The following is an 18,705-nucleotide window of genomic DNA, read 5'->3' on the forward strand; positions in this document are numbered from 1 at the left end:
AACACAAGCCTTCGCCCGTGCCCTACCCCTGTCTCAACCAATCGATAAACCGGGCAAACAACTCGGACTGCGAGTTGATCCCAAGCTTCAGGTACAGGTTCTTGCGATGCATGCGCACGGTCTCCGGCGAAATTCCCAGCTCGATGGCCGTGGACTTCACCGAATGCCCACGCAAAATCATGTGCGCCACCTGCCGCTCACGGTCAGTGAGCACCTGGCAACCAAAACTGTCGAAGGCCGCCTGCAAGCCGCCCGCCTCCGACGCCCCTGGTGCCTCCAGCAGGTGATGCCGGGCATAGCGCCCCAGCAACTCCCGCACCATCGGTTCCACCGCCCGCAGCAGGTCCACCTGCCCAGCGCTCAGGCGCGTGCCACTGCAGCCCTGGAACAGGCTCAGGGACAGCTTGCGGTCCTCGGCGATGTCGGCGATGAAGTAGCTGTCTTCGCTACAGCCAGTGCCCAGGTAATAAGCCTTGTAGTAGTCGCTGTCGAAGAAGTTGTCCGGGGCGATGTCTTCCAGGTGGTAGAAACCCTCGGCCAGACCGTTCTCCACCGCCAGGCAGAACGGGTCGAGCAGGTAGCCGGCCGCGAAGTAGCGGTTGAGCACCGCATCACGGTGGCACTCGGGAATGCCTTGCTGATACAGCAGCCGTGGCGCCCGCCCCCGGCACTCGAGGCTGATCATCATCGACTCCACCGACACCAGCCGGCCGATGGCCGTCGCCAGGTGCGCCAGGGCATCCGGGGCTCCGCTGCTGGCGAACGCCTGCTGCAGGGCGGCATGCCACTGCTGTAGCGCGCCGAAGCTCAGGGTGACGGGAGTATCGAGGGAGGGCTGGGTCATGCCCGGCAGTCTAACCTGCCGGGCATGGGGGCGCACAGCCCGCTCCAGGTGGCTCATCGCCCCTGGTACAGCCCTTCGGCGCGCAGCTCCTCGGCGGTCTCGAGGATACAGTGGCGCAGGGTCTGGACGATCTCGTCGACCTGGGCGTGGGTGATCACCAGCGGTGGCGACATCACGTTCAGGTGCATGATCGGCCGCACCAGCAGCCCCTTGGCCTGAGCCTTGCGATGGATGCGTTCGCCGATGTTCACCGCATCGTCGAACAGCACCTTGCTCGCCTTGTCGGCGACGAACTCGACGCACGCCATCAGCTTCATGCAGCGCACGTCGCCCACCAGCGGCAGCTCGCGCAGGCTGACAAGGCGCTGCTCCAGATATGTGCCCACATCGTTCACATGCGCCAGCAGGTTCTCCCGCTCGATGATCTCGATGTTCTTCAGCGCCGCGGTGCAGCACACCGGGTGGCCGCTGTAGGTGAAGCCATGGGTGAAGCAGCGCCCCTTGCCCGGCTCGGCGATCACCTGCCAGATCCGCTCGGAGAAGATGCACGCGCCCAGTGGCAGATAGGCCGACGTCAGCCCCTTGGCGGTGGTGATGATGTCCGGCTGCACACCGAACAGCTCTTCGCTGGCGAAGAACGTGCCCAGGCGCCCGAACGAGGTCACCACTTCGTCGGCCACGAACAGGATGTCGTAGGTCTGGCACAGCTGCCACATGCGCAGGAAATAGCCCTTGGGCGGGATGATCACGCCGCCCGAGCCCATGATCGGCTCGGCGAAGAACGCCGCCACATTGTCTGCGCCCAGCGACAGGATCTTGTCCTCGAACTCGGCCACCAGGAAATCGAGGAACTCGGCCTCGTCCATGTCGTCCGGGGCGCGGTACGGGTTGGGGTTGGAGACATGGTGGATCAACGGATGCAGGTAGTCGAACTCCGGCACCCGGTCGGCCGCCTTGTTGCCGATCGACATGGTCAGCGTGGTCGAGCCGTGGTAGGCGTTGAAGCGGGCGATGATGTGCTTCTTGTGCGGCTTGCCCCGGCAGTTCTGGTAGTACTGGATCAGGCGGTAGGCGGTGTCCACGGCAGTAGAGCCGCCGGTGGTGAGGAACACATGGTCCAGGTCGCCCGGCGCCAGCTGCGCGAGCTTCTGGCACAGCTGGATGGCCACGTCGTTGGCCATGTCGGAGAACGGGTTGGAATACGCCAGCTTGCGCACCTGGTCGGCAATGGCCTGGGCCATCTCCTCGCGGCCCAGGCCGATGTTGGTGCACCACATCCCGCCCACGGCATCGAGGAACCGGTTGCCCTCGGTATCACGAATGTAGGCACCCTCCCCGGCGACGATGTTCAGCGCGCCCTGCTCACGGTGCTCGTCGAACATGTGGTAGCCGTGCATGTAGTGGGCCTTGTCGGCCTCCACCAGTGGGTCCTGGGCGAGTGTCGAAGCGACTGCTTGGCTTGGCATGGCCATGGGGCAGCTCCTTGCGGGAAAAATGATAGGGAAATCGTTCACAGGCCGGTCTTGACCGTGCTCCACACCCGGGTGATGGCGCGCATGTCCCGGGGCGCCTGGGTTTTCTGTGCGAACAGGCGGCTGCGGGTGGCGTCGTCAGGGTAGATCGCCGGGTTGGCGCGGATGCCCGCCTGCACCAGGGGCGTGGCGGCGGCGTTGCTGTTGGCGTAGTGGATGTAATTGGTCACCTTGGCCATGGTCTGTGGCTGCAGCAGGAACTCGATGAAGCGGTGTGCGTTCGCCGCATGGGGCGCATCCTTGGGCAGGTACAGGTTGTCGAACCAGATCAACGAGCCTTCCTTGGGAATGAAGAAGTCCAGCGTGATGTCCTTCTTCGCCTCCTCGGCGCGGGCCTGGGCGGTGGCGTAGTCGCCCGACCAGGTCAAGGCCAGGCAGGTGTCGCCGTTGGGCAGGCTGGTGAGGTAGTTGACCGAGTCGAACTTCTTCACATAGGGGCGAATGCCCATGAGCAGGTCTTCGGCCGCCTTCAGGTCGGCGGGCGCGGCGCTGTGCGGGTCCTTGCCCAGGTATTGCAGGGCCAGCGGGATCACCTCGCTGGGTGCATCCATCAGCGTCACGCCGCAGTCGGCGAAGCGCGAGACGACCTTGGGGTCGAACAGCATCGCCAGCGAGCCGATGGGGGCGTCGGGCATGCGGGCCTTGATCTTGTCGACGTTGTAGGTCACACCCGAACTGCCCCAGGTATAAGGTGCCGAGTACTTCAGGCCCGGGTCGTAGCTTTGCAGCTGCGCGACCACCTTGGCGTCCAGGTTGTGCCAGCTCGGCAACTGACCTTTGTCCAGCGGTTGGAACACCCCGGCCTGGATCAGCGGCGGTACCAGGGAGGCGTTGAGCATGACCAGGTCGTAGCCGGAACGCCCGGTCAGCAGCTTGGTCTGCACGGTTTCGTAACCATCGAAGGTGTCATAGATCACCTTGATGCCAGTGGCCTTCTCGAAGTCTGCCAGGGTGGTCTCGCCGATGTAGTCGGTCCAGTTGTACAGCCGCAACGTATTGCTCGCATCTGCCTCCACCGCCTGCGTGGCGCTGGCGCAGGATGCCAACAACAGACTGCCAATCACCTTCAGTGCCTTGCCCATAGCAACTCCATCGTGTGACTGCTCGGGATGAGCCGGTGGCGTTACTATCGGAAGATTCGGCGGCCTGGAACATACCCCGAATGTGTGGGTGGCCCCCGGCAATTGGCTGGGGCACCGTATTTTGTGGGAGATTAACCAGCCCTTCGGGCTGCGCTGTCGCGCAGAGAACAAGCGGCCAATGCTGCCCTTGTAGGAGCGGCGGTGCGGCGGTCCGACTTGTCCCGCGATCAAGGGCGAAGCCCTTGCCAGGCGACGGTGATATCGGGCCCGGCCTAATCGCGGGGCAAGCCCGCTCCCACAAGAGCCGCAGCGCTCAAGAGGTGATCACACCCGCCTTCGCCAACATCGCCCCCAGCAGCACATTGGCCCCGGCCTCGGCCCAATGCGGATGGATATGCTCGGCCTCGTTATGGCTCAACCCCTCCACACAGGGCACGAAGATCATCGCCGTAGGCGCGACCTTGCTCAGGTAGCAGGCATCGTGCCCCGCGCCGGAAATCATCGGCCGCTGGCTGTAGCCATGGGCGCGTGCCGCCTCGGCCACGTCCGCCACGCACCCCGGGTCGAACTGGATGGGCGCGTACTGGAAGATCCGCTTCACCTGCTGCTCCAACCCAAGGCCCTCGGCGATACCTGCCACCCCAGCATACAAACGCGCCTCCAGGGCCTCCAGCACGGCCTCGCTGGGGTGGCGGAACTCCACGCTGCACACCGCCCGCCCAGGGACCACGTTGCGCGAGTTGGGGTATAGGTTCACCCAGCCTACCGTGGCCCGGCCGTCATCGCCTTGCTCGCCCCCAAGCGCATGCACTTGCTCGATCACCCGCGCCAACCCCAGCCCTGCATCCAGACGGTGCGACATCGGCGTAGTACCGGCATGGGCACTGCGCCCAGTCAGTTCGACCTCATACCAGCGCTGACCCTGGGCACCGCTCACCACGCCAATGTCGATGCCTGCCGCTTCCAGGATCGGGCCTTGCTCGATGTGCAGTTCGAACGCCGCATGAAGAGCCCGACCGCCCACCGGCTCCGGGCCGGCATAGCCGATTTGCTGCAGGGCCTGGCCCAGGGTGACGCCCTCGGCATCGATGCGCGACAGGCCATACGCCAGGTCATAGACCCCGGCGAACACCCCCGAGGCGATCATCGCCGGGGCGAAGCGCGACCCTTCCTCGTTGGTCCAGTTCACCACCTCGATCGGCCGCTCGGTCTCGATCCCAAGGTCGTTCAAGGTGCGCACCACTTCGATGCCGGCGAGCACGCCATAGATACCGTCGAACTTCCCGCCCGCAGGTTGCGAGTCGCCGTGGGAACCGGTGATGACCGGCGCCAGGTCGTCCCGGGCGCCAGCCCTACGGGCAAAGATATTGCCCATGGCATCCACGCGCACGGTGCACCCTGCCTGTTGCGCCCAGCGCACGAACAGGTCGCGCCCCTGGCGGTCCTCCTCGGTCAAGGCCAGGCGCGTCACCCCGCCGGCTGGCGTGGCGCCGATGCGCGCCATTTCCATGAGTGAATCCCAAAAGCGCGCGCCATCGACCCTTGGCACGCCGCTCATGGCTGCTGCTCCTTGAGGCGATAACGGAAGTCGCAGCACGGCGCACCCCCCATGATGGTCTGGGTACGCGTCAGGCTCACGCTCGGGTCGTAGCCGACGATGAACACTTCGTCGCGATTGCACGAGAGCAGATGGCCGATTTCGCCCAACCCCATCGCCTGGTACATCTCTGCATACCGGCAGCGGTGCACGTCATAGTCGTAGCGGGTGGCATCGCTGGCGATCACCTCCACCTCCAGCGCATCGTCCTTCTCCCACAAGGCTTGGAGTGCCACGAAGCCCGCCAGGCTCGGGCCCTCCGGCTCGCGCGAGGCGAAATGACGCCCGGCAGCGACCGCCGCCCCGGACACCGCCTCGCCGATCACCGCCTGGGCCTTCTGCTTGCCATAGTCGCGCACGAGGATTTCGTAGATGGGTTTGATGATCTCGGCTTCGATGCGCCGGCGGGCAAGAATGCCCAGTTCTCCGTCGATTGCACTCATGTCGGGATGACCTCTCAGGCAGCGGTTCTGTTGTGTCTGCACGGTAAGGCAACCATTCTGATTTAATCAACTTGAATGAATGAATACCGACAAATAACCCTTGAAAGCCCACCATATTTGGGTTTTTCTAGGCAAAATTCACCAATTAATCTCAACACATGAATTTAATCGAACAATTTGACACCGATCCGCCCTTGCGCGCCGTGCGTACGTTCGAAGCGTTTGCCCGGCATGGCGGTGTCAACGCAGCCGCCAGGGAACTGAACGTCTCGGCCTCCGCCATCAGCCATCAGTTGCGCCTGCTGGAGGACTTCCTCGGCCTGCCGCTGACCCTGCGCCAGGGCCGCAACCTGATCCTCACCGAGCAGGGCCGCGAGTACTACCGCGCCATCCGCTCGGCCTTCGCGGTGCTACGCAGCGCCACCGAGCATGCACGGGAGCAGAATGCCACGCGCCAGGTAACCGTCAGCCTGATCCCCCTGTTCGGCCTGAACCTGTTCATCCCGCGGTTGGGCGAGTTCCTGGCCGCCAATCCCGGTGTGGACGTCAACGTCACCTACGCCAACCACCGCAGCTACCCCAGCGACGCCGCCGACATCTCCATCCGCTTCGGCACCGGGCATTGGGCCGGCTACCACAGCCAGCCGCTGATCAGCGGCGCCGTGACCGCCTGGTGCAGCCCCTCTCTGCTCGCCCGCTTCGGCCCGCTCGACCCGCCCCTGGCGCTGGCGCGCATGCCCCTGTTGCATGACGAAGACCGCAGTACCTGGCCCCAGTGGCTGCACAGCGCCGGCATACGCCACCCAGCCCCGTTGCAGGGCTTGCTGTTCGAGGACGGCCAGCTGGCACTTACCGCAGCCTTGCGTGGGCTGGGCTGCGCCCTGCTGCGCGAACCCCTGGTGGCGGCGCAGCGGGACAGCCGCGCATTGGTCAAGCTGTTCGAGCATGCGCTGGATGACGGTCGTGGCTACTACCTGTGCCGACGCGTGGACGGTGAGCTGTCTCGAGAGGGCGCGAGCCTGTACGAATGGATTCGCGCGTGCTTTGCCTGAACGGGTCGCCAGGACTGCGCAACCCTTTGAAATTGAGCTTGAATTTGTGCAAAAAATCACCAGCCGACGCTCAGGTTGCCATCATTGGCCACCCCTCCCTCATCCCCTTTTGAGCGAAAACCAGGCGACCAAAGGGCGACCTGGTTCACTTTTTGAAAAAAAACATTGAACAGCCCATTGGATCCAACCAGCAACGACAAACCCCTTTAAATTCCTGGCCTGCAGGCCATTTAGCAGCTCTGATCCGGGCATTTGATATCACTTAGACATCATTGCAGTGCGTCACAAAACCGGGAAAAAATCCGTTTCCTAACTGGAACTTCTTCCCAAAGGAGCTGCCCTAGAGGGCATTACTGGCACCTCGATATTTTTTTGCCAGCACGGTTGATCCAGGGTTCGCCACACGTTTTTCTGCGCGGCGAACGAGAACGAAATGCCCTTCAGGTCCACGCCTCCCAAGGCGTCGTGGGACGAACACGAAGGCTCAAGGACGATGCACCCGAATGACACAGACGTTCGATGTTGAAGCACTGATCAAGCTACGCAGCCAGACCCGTGCGATTTCCGATGCGCTCAAGGCGCAGGCGTCGGACTATCTCGCGAGCCTCGCTCCGCTGATCCGTCCCCAGGCCTTCTTCGGTGAGTACCTGCAAGGTGCGCAACGCAGCAGTGGCCGCGAAACCCAAGGCCACTTCCAGTCGCTCATCGGACTCTACGAGCGCATCGGTTCGGCCGCCCCGTTCCAACTGGTCAGCGAGCTGGACGTACCGCTCAACCTGATCAGCACCACCCCCGAACTCTTCCCGCTGGAGTACGACAAGGCCCTCGCCCCGGGCGGCCAGGTCATTCGCATCACCAGCCCCGTGCGCTGGGTCGTCGGCTACCAGGGTTTCGACCTGGCACGTTTTCGCACCGTCATCAAGGACCCCGACCGCAGCAGCGCCGAGCTGTACCGCTTCGTGGTGCACTACCTGGTGCTGTTCTACTGCTTGAGCAAATCGCCAGGGCTCGGCCGCCTGTTCGAAGGCCTGCGCTTCGCCCTTGGCTTCGAACGCCTCAAAGGCTTCGGCGACCTGCCCTTCTGCATCATCAGCTCACCGGTACGTTCGGAACTTCCCGACGATTCGGTCATCCGTAGCAGCACGCAAATTGCCGGCAACACCAGCTTCGAAGAGCTGGTGGGGCGCGACAACATACTGGAAATGAACGACGAAATCCGTCAGCGCCTGTTGCTGACGATCGAAGGACTGTAACGCGCAGCGCCCGGCAACGGGCCGCGCAATGATTCGCAGCGAATTGCTCGCACTGGAGATCACGATGGCGAAGAAGGAAAGCACCCAGCACAAACTCGACCGCGTTCGCGCGCCTCGGGTCCACATCACCTACGACGTGGACATCGGCGATGCAATCGAGAAAAAGGAACTGCCCTTTGTCGTCGGCGTGCTGGGCGATTTCTCCGGCAACCCGCTGGAGCCACTGCCCAAGCTCAAGGACCGCAAGTTCGTCTACATCGACCGCGACAACTTCAACGGCGTGCTCAAGGGCATCAAGCCGCGCCTGACCTACCGCGTCGACAATACCCTGGCCAAGAACGGCACCCAGCTGGGCGTCGAGCTGAACTTCAACAGCCTCGAGGACTTCGAGCCGCAGAACGTGGTCAAGCAGGTCGAGCCGCTGCGCAAGCTGCTCGAAGTGCGCAACAAGCTGGCCGACCTGCGCAACAAGATGGGCGGCAACGACAAGCTCGAAGAGCTGCTCATGGACGTGCTGCAGAACACCGAGAAGCTCAAGACCCTGGGCAAGGAATTCGGCCGTGAAGCCGAAGTGAAAGATCCATCCAGCGACGACCGCGCCTGAGCAGGAGCCTGAACATGACCGACAAGCAAACCATGCCGCAACAGGCTGCCGACCTGGTGGAAGTGGAATCCTTCGCGCCGCAGTCCTCGCTGCTCGACAGCATCATCTCGCAAAGCCGCGTGGCCCGCTCCGAGACCGAGCGCAGCCGCACCCGCGACCTGATCGGTGAACTGGTGAGCCAGGTACTCGAGGGCGAAATGACCCCGAGCAAGGACCTGATCGCCGTGCTCGACGCCCGCATCGCCGAGATCGACGCGATGCTCTCCGAGCAGATGAACGAGATCATGCACGCCCGTGAGTTCCAGCAGCTGGAAGCCTCCTGGCGCGGCCTGAAGTACCAGGTCGACCAGACCGAGACCAGCACCACGCTGAAGATCCACCTGCTCAACGCCTCGAAGAAGGACCTGGTGCGCGACCTCAAGGCCGCCAGCGAATTCGACCAGAGCGCACTGTTCAAGAAGGTCTACGAAGAAGAGTACGGCACCTTCGGCGGCGCCCCGTTCGGCATGTTGATCGGCGATTACGAGTTCAATCGCAACCCCGAGGACATGTACCTGCTCGAGGAAATCTCGCACGTCGCCGCCGCGGCCCACGCGCCGTTCATTTCAGCCGCCTCGCCCGAGCTGTTCGGCTGGGACTCGTTCACCGAAATGTCTGGCCCGCGCGACCTGGCGAAGATCTTCGACACCGTCGAGTACGCCAAATGGAAGTCGTTCCGCGCCTCTGAAGATTCGCGCTACGTCGGCCTGACCCTGCCACATGTGCTCGGCCGCCTGCCCTACGGCCCGGATACCACCCCGGTCGAGGAGTTCAACTTCGTCGAAAGCGTCGACGGCCGCGACCACAACAAGTACCTGTGGATGAACGCCGCCTACGCCCTCGGCACCCGCGTCACCGATGCCTTCGCCCGCTACGGCTGGTGCGTGGCCATCCGTGGCGTCGAAGGCGGTGGCCTGGTCGAAGGCCTGCCCACCCACACCTTCAAGACCGACGACGGCGAAATCGCCCTCAAGTGCCCCACCGAGATCGCCATCACCGACCGTCGTGAAAAAGAGCTCTCGGACCTGGGCTTCATCCCCCTGGTGCACTGCAAGGGCACCGACTACGCCGCGTTCTTCGGCACCCAGTCGGCGCAGAAGCAGAAGCAGTACAACACCGACATCGCCAACGCCAACGCACGCCTGTCGGCGCAACTGCAGTACATCTTCGCCACGTCGCGCATCGCCCACTACATGAAGGCGATCATGCGCGACAAGATCGGCAGCTTCGCCTCGCGCATGGATGTGGAGCGCTTCCTCAACCAGTGGCTGGCCAGCTACGTATTGCTCGACGACACCGCCAGCCAGGAAGCCAAGGCCAAGTTCCCGCTGCGCGAAGCCCGCGCCGAGGTGTTCGAGGTGCCAGGCAAACCGGGTGTGTACAAGGCCGTGACCTACCTGCGCCCGCACTACCAGCTCGACGAACTGACCGCCTCGCTGCGCCTGGTCGCGGAGCTGCCGCAAGGCGCCCGCGGCTGACGGCCCATGTGAACGGAATGTGTACAGGGATTGACACATGAGTAACCAGGCCCGCCTGCTGCCCTCGCTGCTCGACCGACTGCTGGACGACCGTCCGTACCAGTCGGCCGAGCCGGCCACGCAGCGCACCTGTTCGCTGGCCGAGTACAAGGCGAGCATCGTGCGCGACCTGGAAGTGCTGGTGAACACTCGCCAATCCCTGGTCGCCGAGGAGCTCGAAGGCTTCAGCCAGCTCGGCGGCACCATTCTCGAATATGGCATGCCCGACTTCATCAGCCGCAGCGTGCTCGACCCGCAGGATCGCCGGCTCATCCAGCAACAGCTGGAGCGGGCGATCAGCACCGGCGACCGGCGTTTCCGCCGGGTTCGCGTACAGCTGTTGGCCCAGCAGAACGGGCACCGCATGTTGACCTTCCGCGTGGACGCCGTGCTGCGTCTGCAGGACATCAGCCGCCAGGTGTCGTTCGACGCCGTGCTGCAGGTCAACACCCAGGAATACAAAGTGCAGAACCTCAACTGATGCTCGACGAACTGCTGCCCTACTACGAAAAGGAACTGTCGCACCTGCGCTTCCTCGGCCAGGAGTTCGCCGCGCAGTACCCGAAAATCGCCTCACGGCTGCTGATCGAGGGCGACAACTGCGAGGACCCGCACACCGAGCGCCTGATCGAGGCGTTCTCGTTCCTGTCTGCACGGGTGCACAAGAAGCTCGATGACGAGTTCCCGGAAATCGTCGAGTCCTTCCTCGAGGTGCTGTACCCGCACTACCTGCGCCCTACCCCGTCGATGTCGATCGCCGAGCTGACCCTGGGCAAGCACGAGAAGGTCACCGAGGCCTATCACGTGGCACGCCACACCGAGATGCACGCCAATGCCATCGACGGCGTGGTCTGCAAGTTCCGCACCTGCTACCCGGTGGAACTCTGGCCCATCGCCGTGCAGCACGCCTCGTTCGCCGAAATGGAACGCTCGGCCTTCAACGGCCACAGCGCCGACTTGGTGGCACGCCTGCGCATCCGCCTGGAGGCGACCGGCGATGTGCTGTTCGGCCAGATGGAGCTGGAGCGCCTGCGCTTCTTCCTCGATGGCGAAGCCACGCTGATGCTGCAGCTGTACGAGCTGCTGTTCAACAACCTGGCCAAGGCCACCCTGAGCTTCCAGGACGGAGGCCGTACCCGTGAGGTCGCGCTGCCGGCCAACGCCCTCAAAGCCGTCGGCTATGCCCGCGACGAAGGCCTGGTGGACTACTCCGAGCGCTCGTTCCTGGGCTACCGCCTGCTGCACGAGTACTTCATCTTCCCCGACAAGTTCATGTTCTTCGACCTCAGCGGCTTCGCCCGCATCCTGCAGGGCAAGGCCATCGAGCAGGTCGAGATCAACTTCTACTTTTCCGACTACGACCTCAGCGATCGCCTGGCGCGGCTGACCCAGAACATCGGGCGCAACAACTTCAAGCTCAACTGCACGCCGATCATCAACCTGTTCCGCCAGCAGGCCGAGCCGATCAAGCTGACCCATACCCAGCACGAATACCCGGTCACGCCCGACATCCGCCTGCACAACGCAGCCGAGGTGGTGTCGATCGACCGCGTGCGGCGTGTGCGCAAGCTGGGCGGCATCGACCAGGTCGGCACCTGCCAGCCGTTCTTCGAGCCACGTGGCGAGCAGGACCCGCATACCAGCTTCTGGATCGCCCGCCGGCGCAACCAGGGCGATGCCACCGCCATGAGCATCCGTGTGGTCGACCGCGACCTGGAACTGATCGACGGCAACGCCGACACCCTGAGCATCAACCTCACCTGCAGCAACCGCGATGTGCCCCTGATGCTGCCCTTCGGTGGCGAGCGTGGCGACTTCAACATCCCGGCCAACTCGGTGATCAAGGACATCCGCTGCTTGCGCAAGCCCACCGCCACGGTGCGCGTACCGCTGGGCAAGGGCCTGATCTGGCGGCTGATCGCGCACCTGTCGCTCAACCACCTGTCGCTGGTGAGCCAGGGCCGCGAAGTGCTGCTCGAACTGCTGTCGCTGTACAACTACCGCAACGTCTCGGCGATCCGCAAACAGCTCAACGGCATCAAGGCCATCAGCAGCGAACCGGTGGTCGCGCGCATCGGCCACCCGCGGCCGAACTTCGTGCGCGGCGTGGGCATCACCCTGACCTTCGACGAAAGCCAGTTCACCGGCAGTGGCGTGTTCCTGTTCGGCATGGTGCTGGACCACTTCTTCGGCCAGTACTGCTCGATGAACAGCTTCACCCAACTGACCCTGCGCACCCAACAACGAGAAAAGAGAGTCGTCCAATGGCCAGCACGTACTGGCGATCAGCCCCTGGTCTGATCGATCAGGCCCGAGCCGAGCCGCACCGATTCGAATTCTTCCAATTGGTGCGCCTGCTTCGCCTGCACTACAGCCGCTCCGGGCGTATGGACCTGGCGACCCGGCCGCACGAAGACCCGCTGCGCTTTCGCACCCAGCTGTCCCTGGCGTTCCCGGCCAGCGAGGTCAGCGACCTGCACTTCGAGCGCGAGGGCAAGGTGTCGCCGGCCGGGCTGCCGCTGTCGGAGGTGCAGGTCACCTTCATGGGCCTGGTCGGGCCATCGGGCGTGCTGCCGCGGCCCTATACCGAGCTGCTGCTCGAACGCCACGTGCAATACCGCGACGATGCCGCCCACGCGTTCCTGGACATCTTCTCGCACCGCATGACCACGCTGTTCTACGAGGCGTGGCAGAAGTACAAGTTCCATATCGAGCACGAGCGCAACGGCACCTCGAGCTTCGACGGCTACCTGCTCAACCTGGTGGGCCTGGGCCCACGCGCCCAGCAGCTGAAGTTCGAACAGCCGCAGGCGCTGCGCCGCGAGCTGTTCAGCTACTTCTCCGGGATGCTCAGCCAGAAGCCACGCAACGCCCTCAACCTGGAGGTGATGCTGGGCTTCTATTTCTCGCTGCCGATCAAGGTCAAGCAGTTCGCCGGGCGCTGGCTGAAGCTGCAACCGCAGCAGTGCACCCAGCTTGGCCGCAAGAACGCGCAGCTGGGCCACAGCGCCGTGGCCGGCAACCGGGTATGGGATTACCAGTCGTGCATCCGCATCGAGCTGGGCCCTCTGGCATTGGCCGACTACCAGCGCTTCCAGCCCGGTACCGACGACTACCGCAAGCTGGTCGAGCTGGTGCGCTTCTACATCGGTGCCGAACTCGATTTCGAAATCGCCCCGCGCCTCAAGCGCGAGGCCGTGCCCTGCGCCCAGCTGGGCCGCAACGGCAATGTCGCCCTGGGCTGGCTGGGCTGGCTCAAACGCCCTGGTCGTGACGCGGAGCCTTCCCGTTGCGCCGTCTTCCACATTCCTTACGATGGGGTCGCCTTGTGAACCTGAAGTCTCTGTTCGCCAAGCTCAACGAAACCAGCCGCACGGCCACTGAAAGCGCGGCGGCCCTGTGCCTGTCGGAGCAGCACTACGATGTCGAGGTCGAGCACCTGTTGCTGCAACTGCTCGACAATACCGACAGCGACCTGCCGCAGGTGCTGCGCCACTACGAGGTGGTCGCCGAACGCCTGCAGGCGCAACTGGTCACCGCCCTGGGTACCTTCAAGAAAGGCAATACCCGCACACCGGCGCTGTCGCCGCACATTACCCGCCTGATCGAGCAGGCCTGGGTGCTGGCGTCGATCGAGTACGGTGTCGGCCAGGTGCGCAGTGGCCACCTGCTGCTGGCCCTGCTCGACGACGCCGAGCTGCGCCGCGTGGTCATCGCCTCGGCGCCGGAGCTCGAGAAGGTCAATGTCGACGACCTGCGCCTGAACTTCACCGCCCTGGTCGAAGCCAGCGCCGAGTCTAAGCTCGCCAGCCCCCTGGCCAGCCCCGCGGCACCGGTCGCCCCTGCAGGCAAGGCCGGCGGCAAGACCCCAGCCCTGGACCAGTACACCGTCAACCTGACCCAGAGCGCCCGCGAAGGCCGCATCGACCCGGTGCTGGGCCGCGAGTTCGAAGTGCGGCAGATGGTCGACATCCTCACCCGTCGTCGCCAGAACAACCCGATCCTCACCGGCGAGGCCGGGGTCGGCAAGACCGCCGTGGTCGAAGGCCTGGCCCTGCGCATCGCCCAGGGCGACGTGCCCGCCGTGCTCAAGGACGTGGCCCTGCACACCCTCGACCTGGGCCTGCTGCAGGCCGGTGCCGGGGTCAAGGGCGAATTCGAGAACCGCCTCAAGGCGGTGATCGAAGAGGTCAAACGCAGCCTGCACCCGATCATCCTGTTCATCGATGAAGCCCACACCCTGATCGGCTCCGGTGGCCAGGCCGGGCAGAACGACGCCGCCAACCTGCTCAAGCCGGCCCTGGCCCGTGGCGAGCTGCGCACCATCGCCGCCACCACCTGGGCCGAATACAAGAAGTACTTCGAGAAGGACGCCGCCCTCGCCCGCCGCTTCCAGGTGGTCAAGGTCGAAGAGCCCGACGAGGACAAGGCCATCCACATGCTGCGCGGCCTGCTCGGCAAGATGCGCGAACACCACAAGGTCGCGGTCATGGACGAGGCGCTGGTACAGGCCGTGCGCCTGTCCAACCGCTACATCACCGGCCGCCAGCTGCCCGACAAGGCCGTCAGCGTGCTGGACACCGCCTGTGCCCGCATCGCCCTGGCGCAGTCGTCGCAGCCCGGCGCGCTGGAGGACTGCCGCCGGCACATCGACAACCTGCAGGCCGAGATCGCCGTGCTCGACCACGAGGCCGCCAAGGGGCACGACCATGCCCGCCGCTTGGCCGAGCTGCAGGCCGCCCTGCAAGCAGAGCAGCAGCACGAACAGCAGCTCAACGAGCAATGGCAGCAGGAGCTGGCGCTGGTCGAACAGCTCAAGGCCCTGGATGCCGCCAATGAAGCCGACGCCCAACAGCTCAACGCCCTGCGCGCCGAGCTGGGCCGGGTGCAAGGCGACCAGCCGCTGGTGCACGCACTGGTCGATGCCGGTGCCATCGCCCAGGTGATCAGCGGCTGGACCGGGATCCCGCTGGGCAAGATGCTGCGTGACGAAATCGACACCGTGCAACGCCTGCCGGCATTGCTCGGCGAGCGCGTATTGGGCCAGGACCATGCCCTGCACGAGATCGGCAAGCGCATCAAGATCTCCCGGGCGCGCATGGAAGACCCGAACAAGCCCATCGGCGTGTTCCTGCTGCTCGGCCCGAGCGGCGTCGGCAAGACCGAAACCGCGCTGGCCCTGGCCGACACCCTGTACGGCGGCGAGCGCAACCTGATCACCATCAACATGTCCGAGTACCAGGAGGCCCACACCGTGTCGAGCCTCAAGGGCTCGCCACCCGGCTACGTCGGCTACGGCGAAGGCGGTGTGCTGACCGAGGCCGTACGCCGCAAGCCCTACAGCGTGGTGCTGCTCGACGAGGTGGAAAAAGCCCACCCCGACGTGCTCGAACTGTTCTTCCAGGTGTTCGACAAAGGCGTGCTCGACGACGGCGAAGGCCGCGAGATCAACTTCCGCAACACGGTGATCATCCTCACCTCCAACACCGGCACCGAGCGGATCATGCAGACCTGCCTGAACGCCGAGCAACTGCCAACGCCCGAGGCCATCGTCGAAGACCTGCGTGCCGAACTCAACCGTGTGTTCAAGCCGGCGTTCCTCGGCCGCCTGAGCATCGTGCCGTTCTACCCGGTGCAGGACCAGGTGCTAGAGCGCATCGTCGCCCTCAAGCTCGACCGCATCGCCAAGCGCTTCGCCCGCAACCACCAGGCAGAGCTCGCCTACGACCAGGCGCTGGTCAAGGCCATCGCCGCGCGCTGCACCGAGGTCGACAGCGGTGCGCGCAACATCGACAACATCCTGTCCCAGACCTTGATGCCCGAGCTCGCCCAGCATGTGCTCGAGCGCATGGCCCAGGACATGCCGATCGAACGCCTTGTGATCGAGCTGGGCAGCGATGGCGACTTCGCCTATCGCCTGGCCTGACCAGTACCCGGAGGTTTAGCCGTCATGCAACACAACCACACCACCCTCAAGCGCTTGGCCGCCGCGGCCCTGCTGCTGGCCCTGGCCGGCTGCGGGGTCACCGACCGAATCGGCAAGCGCATGGAAGACAGCTGGGCGGCCGACATGCTGGCCGACAGCGAGAAAGTGATCCTGACCTCCGACGGCGGCAATACGCTCAACCCCGGTGCCGATGGCAAGCCGTTGTCGGTGGTGATGCGCGTGTACCAATTGACCGACCTCGAGCGCTTCGCCTCGGCCGACGCCGACACCCTCTGGGACGCACCGGAAAAAGCCCTGGGCAACACCCTGGTCGAGGCCCGCGAGATCACCCTGCTGCCGGGCATGGGCCAGATCGACCAGTGGCCGCTGGCCAAGAACGCCCGCTATGTCGGCGTGGCGGCGTTCTTCCGCGACGAACAGGATGCCCGCTGGAAGGTCGCGTTCGATGCCAACTCGCTGCGCAAGGACGGCATCTGGTTCTCCTCCGACGGCCTGCGCATCCTCGTCGACAACACCGAAATCACCGCCATGCGCGGCGTGGACGTGCTGAACAAGCCGCCCACCGCCGAGCAGCTGGCGGCCCAGCAGCAAAAGAACGCACCGCCCACCCTGGCCGACAAAGTGCAGGACGCGGTCATCGACAAAGCCAGCGACGCCGCTGGCCAGTCGGCGCGCAACGCCATGGATTCAACCTTCAACTCTCTAGTGGATAGCGTCAAATGAGCAAGCAGAGCCGGGTGATGTGGTCGGAAGGCATGTTCCTGCTGCCCCAGCACTTCCAGTACCAGGATGAGTTCCACCAGCACCAGCTGGCCGAGGCGACCCTGCGCAGCACCCCGTTCCATTGGGGCGTGCAGACCCTGCAGGTGGACGAGGACGCCCTGGCCAACGGGTCGCTGCAGCTCAAGCGCCTGAAGCTGGTGTTCCCCGACGGCAGCCTGTACGACGCCCCGCAGCACGACCCGCTGCCGGCCGCCCGCGACCTCAAGGACCTGCTCAAGGCCAACGACCTGAAGGTCTACGCCGCGCTCAAGCTGCCCGAGCCGTTCGGCCTGAACTACGTCGAGGATGGCCAGGAGCACAAGGCCGCACGTCGCTTTCGCAAACAGTTCGACACCCTGCCCGACCTCAACGAAGGCGAGCTGGAAAACGAGATCACCAGCCTGCGCCTGAACGTGGTGCTGCTGGTCGATGGCGACAGCCTCGACGGCTACAGCCACTGCCCGTTGGCCAAGCTGACGCGCAACAGCATGGGCGGTTTCAACCTCGACCCGCATTTCGTCCACCCGACCTTGCACCTGGGCAGCCACGACACCCTGGCGGGCATCGGCAAGCGCCTGCTGGGCGCGCTGCAGGCCAAAAGCAAGGCGCTATCGGGGCGCCGCCGCGAACGGGCCGACCAGATCGCCGAGTTCGGCTCAAGCGACGTCACCCTGTTCTGGCTGCTTAATACGGTCAACCGCGCCCACCCGCAGCTGGCCCATCTGCTGGCGCACCCGCGCCTGCACCCGGAGCGCCTGTACCTGTTCCTGGCCGACCTGGCCGGCGGGCTGCTGACCTTCACCCTGGACACCCAGCTCAGCGACATCCCCGAGTACGACCACCATGACCCGGCCGCCTCGCTGGTCAAGCTCGACGAGATGATCCGGGTGATGCTCGACAACGTCGTGCCCAACCAGTGCATCGTCATCAACCTCACCCAGACCAAGCCGTCGTACTGGCAAGGCCAGCTGCGCGACCCCCGCCTGGTCGAGGCCGACTTCTACATCTCGGTGCATGCCGACATGCCGGGCGCAAGCCTTCTGGAACTCGTACCCAGGGCGTTCAAGGTCGGCTCGCCGGAAGACATCGAGGTGGTGGTCAACAGCGCCATGCCGGGTGTCACCCTCAACCATGCCGCGCGGCTGCCCAATGCAATCCCGGTGCGCCTGGACAACCAGTACTTCGCCATCGAGCCCCACGGCCACGTGTATGAGCGAATGATGAATGCCCAGACCATCTGCTTCTATGCGCCCAGCGCCTTTACCAACCTCAAGCTCGAACTGATGGCGGTGCTCAAATGACCGAAGCCGTACTGCAGCAGGGTGCCGTCGCGGCCGCCCACGACAAACCGACCCTCAAGGGCCTGGTCCAGGATTTCATCAGCATGGCGCTGATCGTGCGCCGCGGACGCCAGGTCACCTCGGTGCAGGCTTTCGAGGCCAGCCTGGAGCGCTTCTTCGCCAACCTCGAGCGCGAAGCCCGCGCCGCCGACTACAGCGTCGAACAGGTCAAGGACACCCAGTACGCCCTGTGCGCCTTCCTCGATGAAAGCGTGCTGCGCTCGGGCGACAACGAGCTGCGCCGGCACTTCGAGCTGCAACCTTTGCAGTTCCGCTACTTCGGCGTGCACCTGGCCGGTGAGGGCTTCTTCGAGAAGGTCGATGCGCTGCGCGCCGACGTCAAGCAGAACGTCGATGTGCTCGAGGTGTACCACCTGTGCCTGGCCCTGGGCTTCGAAGGCAAGTTCGGCCTCGGCCAGCACGACCAGCTGCGCTACCTGGCCAATACCCTGGGCCAGGACATCGCCCGCTACCGCAAACCACCGAAAACCCTGTCGCCGGACTGGGCCCTGCCGGACCAGGTGTCGCAGATGCTGCGCCACGAAGTCCCGCTGTGGGTGTACCTGGCGTTGATCGCGCTGGTCTGCGTCGCCGTGTACCTGACGCTCGACTGGTTGCTGGGCAAGGACGTCGCCGCCCTTTCCGAACAAATCCGCCAGCTGTTCAGTGCCTGAGCCCACCCAGGTAGCCGAG

The 18,705-nt window shown here is 64.6% G+C and carries 16 protein-coding genes; 11 read left to right on the plus strand and 5 right to left on the minus strand.

The annotated features are described in order from the left end of the window. Positions 1 to 22: 22 nt before the first annotated feature. From ACNFCI_RS05870 to ACNFCI_RS05890, 5 genes are all read right to left on the minus strand, one after another. Positions 23 to 844, minus strand: a complete 822-nt coding sequence (locus tag ACNFCI_RS05870) for a LuxR C-terminal-related transcriptional regulator (protein WP_368828947.1) — start codon at positions 842 to 844, stop codon at positions 23 to 25. 53 nt (positions 845 to 897) lie between these two features. Then, a complete protein-coding gene (locus ACNFCI_RS05875; protein ID WP_368828946.1) occupies positions 898 to 2,316 on the minus strand; it encodes an aminotransferase in 1,419 nt (472 codons plus the stop codon). A gap of 38 nt (positions 2,317 to 2,354) precedes the next feature. Then, positions 2,355 to 3,458: a polyamine ABC transporter substrate-binding protein gene (locus tag ACNFCI_RS05880; protein ID WP_084857845.1), complete on the minus strand. Its 1,104-nt coding sequence runs from the start codon at positions 3,456 to 3,458 to the stop codon at positions 2,355 to 2,357. Between the two features lie 313 nt (positions 3,459 to 3,771). Next, positions 3,772 to 5,016 (minus strand): Zn-dependent hydrolase, encoded by a 1,245-nt coding sequence (locus ACNFCI_RS05885; protein WP_368828945.1) that lies wholly within the window; start codon positions 5,014 to 5,016, stop codon positions 3,772 to 3,774. Continuing rightward, on the minus strand, positions 5,013 to 5,498 hold the full coding sequence (locus ACNFCI_RS05890; protein ID WP_224455753.1) for an L-2-amino-thiazoline-4-carboxylic acid hydrolase: 486 nt from the start codon (positions 5,496 to 5,498) through the stop codon (positions 5,013 to 5,015). The genes ACNFCI_RS05885 and ACNFCI_RS05890 overlap by 4 nt, the downstream gene beginning before the upstream one ends. A gap of 158 nt (positions 5,499 to 5,656) precedes the next feature. Here ACNFCI_RS05890 and ACNFCI_RS05895 point away from each other — a divergent pair, with 158 nt between their 5' ends. The 11 genes from ACNFCI_RS05895 (at position 5,657) to icmH (ending at position 18,686) form a co-directional block, all read left to right on the plus strand. Then, the gene (locus ACNFCI_RS05895; RefSeq protein WP_368828944.1) at positions 5,657 to 6,550 is read left to right on the plus strand and encodes a LysR substrate-binding domain-containing protein; all 894 of its coding nucleotides are present in this window, start codon (positions 5,657 to 5,659) and stop codon (positions 6,548 to 6,550) included. A 503-nt stretch (positions 6,551 to 7,053) separates the two neighbouring features. Continuing rightward, positions 7,054 to 7,803, plus strand: a complete 750-nt coding sequence (locus ACNFCI_RS05900) for a hypothetical protein (RefSeq protein ID WP_368828943.1) — start codon at positions 7,054 to 7,056, stop codon at positions 7,801 to 7,803. 64 nt (positions 7,804 to 7,867) lie between these two features. Beyond that, on the plus strand, positions 7,868 to 8,407 hold the full coding sequence (tssB, locus tag ACNFCI_RS05905; RefSeq protein WP_003248358.1) for a type VI secretion system contractile sheath small subunit: 540 nt from the start codon (positions 7,868 to 7,870) through the stop codon (positions 8,405 to 8,407). 14 nt (positions 8,408 to 8,421) lie between these two features. Then, positions 8,422 to 9,924: a type VI secretion system contractile sheath large subunit gene (gene tssC / locus ACNFCI_RS05910; protein ID WP_084857840.1), complete on the plus strand. Its 1,503-nt coding sequence runs from the start codon at positions 8,422 to 8,424 to the stop codon at positions 9,922 to 9,924. Between the two features lie 37 nt (positions 9,925 to 9,961). Further along, a complete protein-coding gene (gene tssE, locus ACNFCI_RS05915) occupies positions 9,962 to 10,444 on the plus strand; it encodes a type VI secretion system baseplate subunit TssE (RefSeq protein ID WP_084857839.1) in 483 nt (160 codons plus the stop codon). Continuing rightward, the gene (tssF, locus tag ACNFCI_RS05920) at positions 10,444 to 12,264 is read left to right on the plus strand and encodes a type VI secretion system baseplate subunit TssF (protein ID WP_416767620.1); all 1,821 of its coding nucleotides are present in this window, start codon (positions 10,444 to 10,446) and stop codon (positions 12,262 to 12,264) included. Before tssE ends, tssF begins: the two co-directional genes overlap by 1 nt. Further along, positions 12,228 to 13,295, plus strand: coding sequence for a type VI secretion system baseplate subunit TssG (tssG, locus tag ACNFCI_RS05925; RefSeq protein ID WP_084857837.1), 1,068 nt, complete (start codon positions 12,228 to 12,230; stop codon positions 13,293 to 13,295). Before tssF ends, tssG begins: the two co-directional genes overlap by 37 nt. Continuing rightward, positions 13,292 to 15,889, plus strand: a complete 2,598-nt coding sequence (tssH, locus tag ACNFCI_RS05930; protein ID WP_084857836.1) for a type VI secretion system ATPase TssH — start codon at positions 13,292 to 13,294, stop codon at positions 15,887 to 15,889. The genes tssG and tssH overlap by 4 nt, the downstream gene beginning before the upstream one ends. A 24-nt stretch (positions 15,890 to 15,913) precedes the next feature. Then, complete coding sequence (gene tssJ / locus ACNFCI_RS05935; RefSeq protein ID WP_084857835.1) at positions 15,914 to 16,633, plus strand: type VI secretion system lipoprotein TssJ; 720 nt, start codon at positions 15,914 to 15,916, stop codon at positions 16,631 to 16,633. Then, the gene (gene tssK, locus ACNFCI_RS05940; RefSeq protein WP_084857834.1) at positions 16,630 to 17,973 is read left to right on the plus strand and encodes a type VI secretion system baseplate subunit TssK; all 1,344 of its coding nucleotides are present in this window, start codon (positions 16,630 to 16,632) and stop codon (positions 17,971 to 17,973) included. Before tssJ ends, tssK begins: the two co-directional genes overlap by 4 nt. Next, the gene (icmH, locus tag ACNFCI_RS05945; RefSeq protein WP_084857833.1) at positions 17,970 to 18,686 is read left to right on the plus strand and encodes a type IVB secretion system protein IcmH/DotU; all 717 of its coding nucleotides are present in this window, start codon (positions 17,970 to 17,972) and stop codon (positions 18,684 to 18,686) included. The genes tssK and icmH overlap by 4 nt, the downstream gene beginning before the upstream one ends. The last annotated feature ends 19 nt before the right edge of the window (positions 18,687 to 18,705 follow it).

Origin of the sequence: Pseudomonas sp. NY15356 (assembly GCF_048068175.1) — a bacterium.
GTDB classification, from domain to species: Bacteria; Pseudomonadota; Gammaproteobacteria; order Pseudomonadales; family Pseudomonadaceae; genus Aquipseudomonas; species Aquipseudomonas putida_K.

Excerpts from the sequence above, each read along its gene's own strand:
- ACNFCI_RS05870 (WP_368828947.1), bottom strand. The coding sequence starts at position 844 with ATGACCCAGCCCTCCCTCGATACTCCCGTCACCCTGAGCTTCGGCGCG.
- ACNFCI_RS05875 (WP_368828946.1), bottom strand. The coding sequence starts at position 2,316 with ATGGCCATGCCAAGCCAAGCAGTCGCTTCGACACTCGCCCAGGACCCA.
- ACNFCI_RS05880 (WP_084857845.1), bottom strand. The coding sequence starts at position 3,458 with ATGGGCAAGGCACTGAAGGTGATTGGCAGTCTGTTGTTGGCATCCTGC.
- ACNFCI_RS05885 (WP_368828945.1), bottom strand. The coding sequence starts at position 5,016 with ATGAGCGGCGTGCCAAGGGTCGATGGCGCGCGCTTTTGGGATTCACTC.
- ACNFCI_RS05890 (WP_224455753.1), bottom strand. The coding sequence starts at position 5,498 with ATGAGTGCAATCGACGGAGAACTGGGCATTCTTGCCCGCCGGCGCATC.
- ACNFCI_RS05895 (WP_368828944.1), top strand. The coding sequence starts at position 5,657 with ATGAATTTAATCGAACAATTTGACACCGATCCGCCCTTGCGCGCCGTG.
- ACNFCI_RS05900 (WP_368828943.1), top strand. The coding sequence starts at position 7,054 with ATGACACAGACGTTCGATGTTGAAGCACTGATCAAGCTACGCAGCCAG.
- tssB (WP_003248358.1), top strand. The coding sequence starts at position 7,868 with ATGGCGAAGAAGGAAAGCACCCAGCACAAACTCGACCGCGTTCGCGCG.
- tssC (WP_084857840.1), top strand. The coding sequence starts at position 8,422 with ATGACCGACAAGCAAACCATGCCGCAACAGGCTGCCGACCTGGTGGAA.
- tssE (WP_084857839.1), top strand. The coding sequence starts at position 9,962 with ATGAGTAACCAGGCCCGCCTGCTGCCCTCGCTGCTCGACCGACTGCTG.
- tssF (WP_416767620.1), top strand. The coding sequence starts at position 10,444 with ATGCTCGACGAACTGCTGCCCTACTACGAAAAGGAACTGTCGCACCTG.
- tssG (WP_084857837.1), top strand. The coding sequence starts at position 12,228 with ATGGCCAGCACGTACTGGCGATCAGCCCCTGGTCTGATCGATCAGGCC.
- tssJ (WP_084857835.1), top strand. The coding sequence starts at position 15,914 with ATGCAACACAACCACACCACCCTCAAGCGCTTGGCCGCCGCGGCCCTG.
- tssK (WP_084857834.1), top strand. The coding sequence starts at position 16,630 with ATGAGCAAGCAGAGCCGGGTGATGTGGTCGGAAGGCATGTTCCTGCTG.
- icmH (WP_084857833.1), top strand. The coding sequence starts at position 17,970 with ATGACCGAAGCCGTACTGCAGCAGGGTGCCGTCGCGGCCGCCCACGAC.